5 protein-coding genes are annotated in these 6047 nt (G+C 53.5%); 1 reads left to right on the forward strand and 4 read right to left on the reverse strand.

Translation table 11 applies throughout. The features are described 5' to 3' along the window. Positions 1 to 148 precede the first annotated feature (148 nt). The 4 genes from Q3970_RS10620 to rfaQ all read right to left on the reverse strand — a co-directional run bounded on the left by Q3970_RS10620 (position 149) and on the right by rfaQ (position 3405). Positions 149 to 832 (reverse strand): M48 family metallopeptidase, encoded by a 684-nt coding sequence (locus Q3970_RS10620; RefSeq protein ID WP_303100541.1) that lies wholly within the window; start codon positions 830 to 832, stop codon positions 149 to 151. A gap of 22 nt (positions 833 to 854) precedes the next feature. After that, complete coding sequence (locus Q3970_RS10625) at positions 855 to 1589, reverse strand: 1-acyl-sn-glycerol-3-phosphate acyltransferase (RefSeq protein WP_303100542.1); 735 nt, start codon at positions 1587 to 1589, stop codon at positions 855 to 857. An 83-nt stretch (positions 1590 to 1672) separates the two neighbouring features. Then, positions 1673 to 2242, reverse strand: coding sequence for a D-glycero-beta-D-manno-heptose 1,7-bisphosphate 7-phosphatase (gene gmhB / locus Q3970_RS10630; protein WP_303100543.1), 570 nt, complete (start codon positions 2240 to 2242; stop codon positions 1673 to 1675). Next, on the reverse strand, positions 2239 to 3405 hold the full coding sequence (gene rfaQ, locus Q3970_RS10635) for a putative lipopolysaccharide heptosyltransferase III (protein ID WP_303100545.1): 1167 nt from the start codon (positions 3403 to 3405) through the stop codon (positions 2239 to 2241). Before rfaQ ends, gmhB begins: the two co-directional genes overlap by 4 nt. 391 nt (positions 3406 to 3796) lie before the next feature. On the opposite strand from rfaQ, the gene Q3970_RS10640 reads away from it, so the two are divergent. Further along, entirely contained in the window at positions 3797 to 5908 is a 2112-nt protein-coding gene (locus Q3970_RS10640; RefSeq protein ID WP_303100544.1) for a right-handed parallel beta-helix repeat-containing protein, read from the forward strand. Positions 5909 to 6047: the final 139 nt, after the last annotated feature.

The following is a 6047-nucleotide window of genomic DNA, read 5'->3' on the forward strand; positions in this document are numbered from 1 at the left end:
TTACGTTTGTAAGATATGCCCCTTACATGGGGCGCAATATATAAGGCCGTCTGAATATGTTTTTCAGACGGCCTTTGCAGTTACTGCAGCGATTCAATACCAATACGGTTTCCTCCCGAAATAAAGCAACCGATACCAAGCCCTGCTGTCAGTCCAACACAAACAGTTCGCCGCCGTGCTGCTTCAACCACTTTTTAGCGGTCTCGGTGTGCGGTGTATGGCGGTTGACCGTTTCCCAAAAACGCGGGCTGTGGTTGGGGTGCGGGATATGGCAGAGTTCGTGCACGCACACGTAATCCGCCACGAAATCGGGTGCGCCGATTAAGCGCCAGTTGAGGCGGATGCCGGTGCGGCTGCGGCACACGCCCCAAAAGGTTTTGGCATTGCTCAGGGCGGTTGCTGCGGGGGTCAGCCGCATTGCGGCGGCGTGTTGCGCCAAGCGCGGCAGCAGGGTTTCGGCGGCACGCCCGGCAAGGTAGCGGCGCAATTGGATTTTCTGCCGGTTCCAAGGTGAGTCGGGCAGCAGGATTTGCGGCGGTTGGTGGCTGATATGTGCCTGCGCGTGGGTATGCAGGGTATGCCGTTCGCCGCGATACCAAATGCGTTCGGGCATGGTTTCAGGCGCGGGTTGCGGGGCGCGGCTGAGGGTTTGCAGCAGCAAAGGCTCGTTGCCCGCCAGCCAAGCCTGTAACTGTCTGCCGCTCAGATAAGGCGGTACGTTGATGCGGACAGTGTCGGCCGAATACGGCCGCAGAATGATATTTTTCTTGGCGCTGCGTTTCAGTTCGATGCGGACGATGAGGCCGTCTGAAAAGGTGTAGGTAAGCTGCATTTGAATATGGCCGGAACGGGTTTCAGACGGCCTTTGGGGCAGCAAACGGCCCCTTGCCGCCGATTCTTTGCTGCTGTGCCTCAATCCAGCTTTCGCATTGTGCCATCACTTCTTCGGGCGCGCCGCTGTTGTAGGCAACGGGTTTGCCGATAACCACGGTGATTTCGCCGGGGTATTTCCAAAACGAATTTTTCGGCCAAAATTCGCCGCTGTTGAGCGCCACGGGCACTAAATCCATTTCAAACATCTGCGCCATGCGCGCGCCGCCGAGTTTGTATTTGCCGCGTTGACCGGGCGGCAGGCGGGTGCCTTCGGGGAAGATGGTAATCCAGAAACCTTCTTTTTTGCGTGCCAAACCCTGCTCCATCAGCCTGCGGTTGGCTTGGGTGCGGTTGCTGCGGTCTATGCCTATGGTGTTGGCCAGTTTCAAACCCCAGCCGAAAAACGGGATTTTAAACAGCTCTTTTTTGGCCACGAAAACATGCAGGGGGAAAATTTCTTGAAACGCCAAAGTTTCCCAGCCCGATTGGTGTTTGCTGCAAATAATCGACGGCCGCGCGGGGATGTTTTCGCGGCCCTCCACGCGGTATGTGAGGCCGACGACGTTCTTCAGCAGCCACACCAGCACCAGCGCCCATGCGCGGCCGACGTAATTGGCGCCTTTGGGTATCAGGGCCGCGGGCAATATCAGGATAAACATCGGCGGGGTAATCAGCACCAGCACCAGCCAGTAGATAAGGTTGCGCAGATAAAGCATTCGGGGTTCCTGTGGGTTAGGGGTGTTTTTTTCAGACGGCCTGTGCGGATTTTGCAAGGGTTTCCGCCGGCATCGGCCAAACATCAGGTTTCTTTGGCTTCTCCGGCGGCCTTCTCCTGCATAACGTATTGCGAAAACGCCAGCAGGTTGTCGAACACCTGCGTGTTTTCCGGCAGGCGGTCGCCTTCGTTTTCCAGCGTTTTTTTGCCTTTGCCGGTGAGCACCAGCGCAGGCTTGCCGCCCGCCGCGTCGATGGCCTGCAAATCACGCAGGCTGTCGCCCACCAGCCAGGTATCGGCAGCTTCGGCGTTGAAGCGCTCGATAATGTCGGTAATCATACCGGGCTTGGGTTTGCGGCAGCCGCAGTTGTCGGCGGCGGTGTGCGGGCAGAACCAGATGCCGTCGATTTTGCCGCCGGCCTGCTGCACCAGCCGGTGCATTTTGGCGTGCATTTCGTTGAGGGTTTCCACGGTGAAATAGTTGCGGCCTATGCCGGATTGGTTGGTGGCTACGGCCAGGGTGTAACCCGCCTCGGTGAGAAAGGCAACGGCATCCATGCTGCCCTCTATCGGCACCCATTCGTCGGCGGATTTTACAAAATCGTCGCGGTCGTGGTTAATCACGCCGTCTCGGTCGAGAATAATCAGTTTCATACATTCCTTTCAGACGGCTCGGGGTCTGTCGGGCTTTTCTCATTATGTATTGCATTTACCGCAGCCCCAGCCTGTGTTGCAGGTTGGGGTTCCTGCACTGCCAGCTGTTTCTGCACCGCCCGCCACACGGCATCAACCGGAATCGCTCCCAGCAGGCGGGTGTGATCGTTGGTGTCGATACTGTCGGGATGGGGCAGTTCGCCGAAATCTCCCGCCCACACCACTGCGGCACGATCCGAATAAGGCCGCCAACGGCTTACCCAGCTCGGGCCGAACAGTGCCACTTGGGGCTTATCCAGCGCGGCCGCCATATGCATTGGTACGGAATCAACGCCGATAAACAGCTCGGCACCATCGATTGCTGCAGCCAGTTCGCGAAGGTTCAAGCAGCCCGACAGCATCCATATACGTGCCTCCTGCGGCGCTTTCAGACGGCCTATGATGTCTGTCAGCATATTCCGCTCTTCCTCGTCAGGAGAAGCAGTCAGCACCAAATGGCGGCCGCTGTCGAGCAAATGTTGCAGCAATTCGGCGGTTTTACCGTTTTCCCAGCATTTAAACATCCAGCGCGAACCGGGGTGCACCAAAACATAAGGTTCTTCCCGCCAGCCCCGATCCCTCAGTTTGGCTTTCAAACTGCTGCGCGTATCAGGCGCGATTTCCATACGCACGCGCGCCCGGTAACCGCCACTCAGCTGCAAAGGGCGCAGCACGGCCAGATTGTGTTCGACGATATGGTGCTCGTACCCTAAATCTTCACTTAATTCGCTGTGGCAGAAACGCCATAGCGCATTGTTACGCTTGCCGTAGAGCAACCCTCCGCTGCGTTTGCCACACAGTTTGGCAATCACCGCCGCACGCCACTGTTCGGAAAGATTAAACACCCAATCGTAGCGCTGCGCTTTCAAATCGGCCAGCAATGCCCGTTCATGCGCCAATTGGCGGCGCAAACCCTGTTTTTTCCATTGGCGGTCGATAGTGAAAACACGGTTGATTTGGCGGTTGTCGCGCAGAATATCGGCGGTTTCCTGATACACCAGCATATCGACGGTGCAATCGGGATAAGCATGTTTGATAAAGTCGGCCACCGGCGTGGTTAACAGCACATCGCCGTGGTGGCGCAATTTGATAATCAGAATACGTTCCGGTTTTTTTAAAGTCATCATAAGCCAAGTTTTCAGACGGCCTCATCAAGAAAACGCCGCCGATTTTAAATGAAAATCCCGAATGAAATGTCAGACTGCTGCCACAAAAACAAATTTTAACAAATTATAACAATAAGTCTTCTAAAAATGACAAAAGAATAGATTATATCGCATATTTTAATATGCAATCGGGCTGGCAATTCGAATTTTTGGAAAAACTAAAAAAAAGCACTTTCTGATTTTTCAAGGCCATTTTGTTAAGAAACGAAAAGAAAAATATCACTGCAAACAACATCCAAGCAACCACTCTAACATTCCCTCTTTTTCACCATACCGAAACCCCATATACTCCCCCGCTTTAATATTCCCTATGCATTAATCACTTGTATAATCAGGAGAAAAATAATTTATGGCGAATTATGTTGTGCGCACACACGCAAAACACGGGAAATACGTCGATATCCGCGATTTCAAAACCGCGGCCAACACCTATAACGAAGCCATCGCTGCGGCGCTGGACGCCGCCCACAAAGAAAAAGCAGCCCTGTATTTAACCGGCACCATTACCATCACCGGCGCTGTTGAAATCAACGAAACCGTTAAAAACGTAACCGGTATTTTCGGCGACGGCATGGGCAAAACCAAAATCCTGTTCACCCACAAACAAACCGGCGTGCACAATTCCGAAAGCAATGCCACCGAACCGGAAAAAGCCGGTATTTGGATTAACGGGCAAAACGGCAAATTCGTTTCCGACCTTTCCGTGCAATACAAACACACCGGCTCCACCGATTTCTACCGCACGGGGCAGAGCTATTTCGGCAAAATCAGCGGTATTGTCGTAAACGATGCCGACCACACCTTAATCAGCAGGGTGGAAGTATCCGGCGCCAACCGTGCCGGCGTACTGTTTACTTCTACCAGCGCCATATCAAGCGGCGCGAAAGACAACCTGATTAACGGCAAAATCACTGCCGCACAGCTGCCAACCGGCGACAACAATAAAATCATCGACAGCAACCTGCACCACAACCGCGTGGCCGGTGTGATGGTGGCGTTTCAGAAAAGCTTTCTTGCCGAAAATAACACACTGGCATGGAACGGCCATGAAAAAGACGGCGGAACAGGCTACGGCATTTCACTGATGGCAGGCAGCTACAACAACGGCATCACCATCACCGGCAACACCACCGACCACAACTACCGCAAAGGTATAGATTCGCACGACGGCAACAATATTGTTATTAAAAACAATACATTAAATGGCGACCGCATGTATGGCATATCCGTAGAAAACCGCCAATTCAGTATGGACAAAATCACTATACAAAACAATATCATCCAACAAGATCCGTCATTCCGCCTCACCAGGGACGACAACATCGGCATACCCGGTGCAAACAGCGACTATATCGGTTACCGCGCCATCAAGTTTGAAAACAAGGCCCAAGACTGGCAAAAGTTCATCAATCCCAAAGCCGGCGTATTCGATATCGGCAACAACACCATCAGCAACCTCACCGACGGTGCCGGCATCACCCGTGCCATTGAAGCACGCAATAATGAAAAAGATGTCAGCTACACCTTAAGCATCCACAACAACAAGATCACCGGCACTTCGGCCGACAATTTAATCGGCGTATTCGGCAAATCCGACAACTCCCGCACCGCAGCCGTAGAAACCGGCCCCGGCATAGGGAACGTCCGCATCATCAATAATAATATGTCGGTTGCCAAAACCAGTGCCGCACCAATCTATATTGAAGAAAAGCAAAATACCGACCGCCTACACGGCAGCGTTCTCATTAACAACAACACACTGAAAATAAACCAGGCCGAAGGAGCCACCAAAGCCGTAGCTGTTGAAAGCAATGCCTCAACTGTTTCTATAACCAACAATACGTTCAACGTAGGCGGAGGCCAGCCTTTTCAGCCGGTTATCCGCACCATCGGCACCAGCAAAAGCTACAAAGGCCAACTCACCGTTGCCGATAACTCTTTCGACACCGACTCACCGGCCGCTTTTGAAAACGGCGACTGGTTGAGGACAGACCAAATAAACATCCCTCGGATTATTTCCAACACCCACAGCGAGGCCGCAGGCATTGTAAACAACAACGGAGCCACCGTAGCATCGGTTGCCCTCAAAAAAGCGGCGTTACAAACCGAAGCGGTCTCCGCCGGCGCCACACCCGATGAAACCGCACCAAACAGCACACCTTCTGCCGGAACCGTTCCCACTCCGGACATCGGCACCACCACCGTCAGCCAAACCGCCTCCGAAAATATCGTAATCAACACCGGCACACTGGCTGCCGCAAGCGGCACCGATACGCCGCAGGCAGGAAGCAGCGGCTTGGCAGCCGAAGCATTAGACAGCAGCAGCCCTGTAGATCTAAGCAGCTTGGGTATCGGCACCGTTGAAACAGTCCCTGCCGGCACGGCCGATCACAGCTACGGTGTATCGGCGTTAGCCGGCAGCACAGTGCTTCAGGAAGAGCCGGCGACCATAGTGCTATAGTTAACCGCTTACTTAGCAACAGTTCGCCATACTCAGGTCAAACTGAGCATGGCGCGTACCTTTTTCTTAAAAATTGATAGATTACAGGCCGAGACCTTTGCAAAATACCTAAAACCCCATCCAAACGGTTACCCGAACA

The organism is Neisseria sp. (genome assembly GCF_030530745.1).
Taxonomy (GTDB): domain Bacteria; phylum Pseudomonadota; class Gammaproteobacteria; order Burkholderiales; family Neisseriaceae; genus Neisseria.

Bases quoted from the DNA above. Each gene is read 5' to 3' on its own strand.
- Q3970_RS10640 (WP_303100544.1), top strand. From the start codon at position 3,797: ATGGCGAATTATGTTGTGCGCACACACGCAAAACACGGGAAATACGTC.
- Q3970_RS10620 (WP_303100541.1), bottom strand. From the start codon at position 832: ATGCAGCTTACCTACACCTTTTCAGACGGCCTCATCGTCCGCATCGAA.
- Q3970_RS10625 (WP_303100542.1), bottom strand. From the start codon at position 1,589: ATGCTTTATCTGCGCAACCTTATCTACTGGCTGGTGCTGGTGCTGATT.
- rfaQ (WP_303100545.1), bottom strand. From the start codon at position 3,405: ATGACTTTAAAAAAACCGGAACGTATTCTGATTATCAAATTGCGCCAC.
- gmhB (WP_303100543.1), bottom strand. From the start codon at position 2,242: ATGAAACTGATTATTCTCGACCGAGACGGCGTGATTAACCACGACCGC.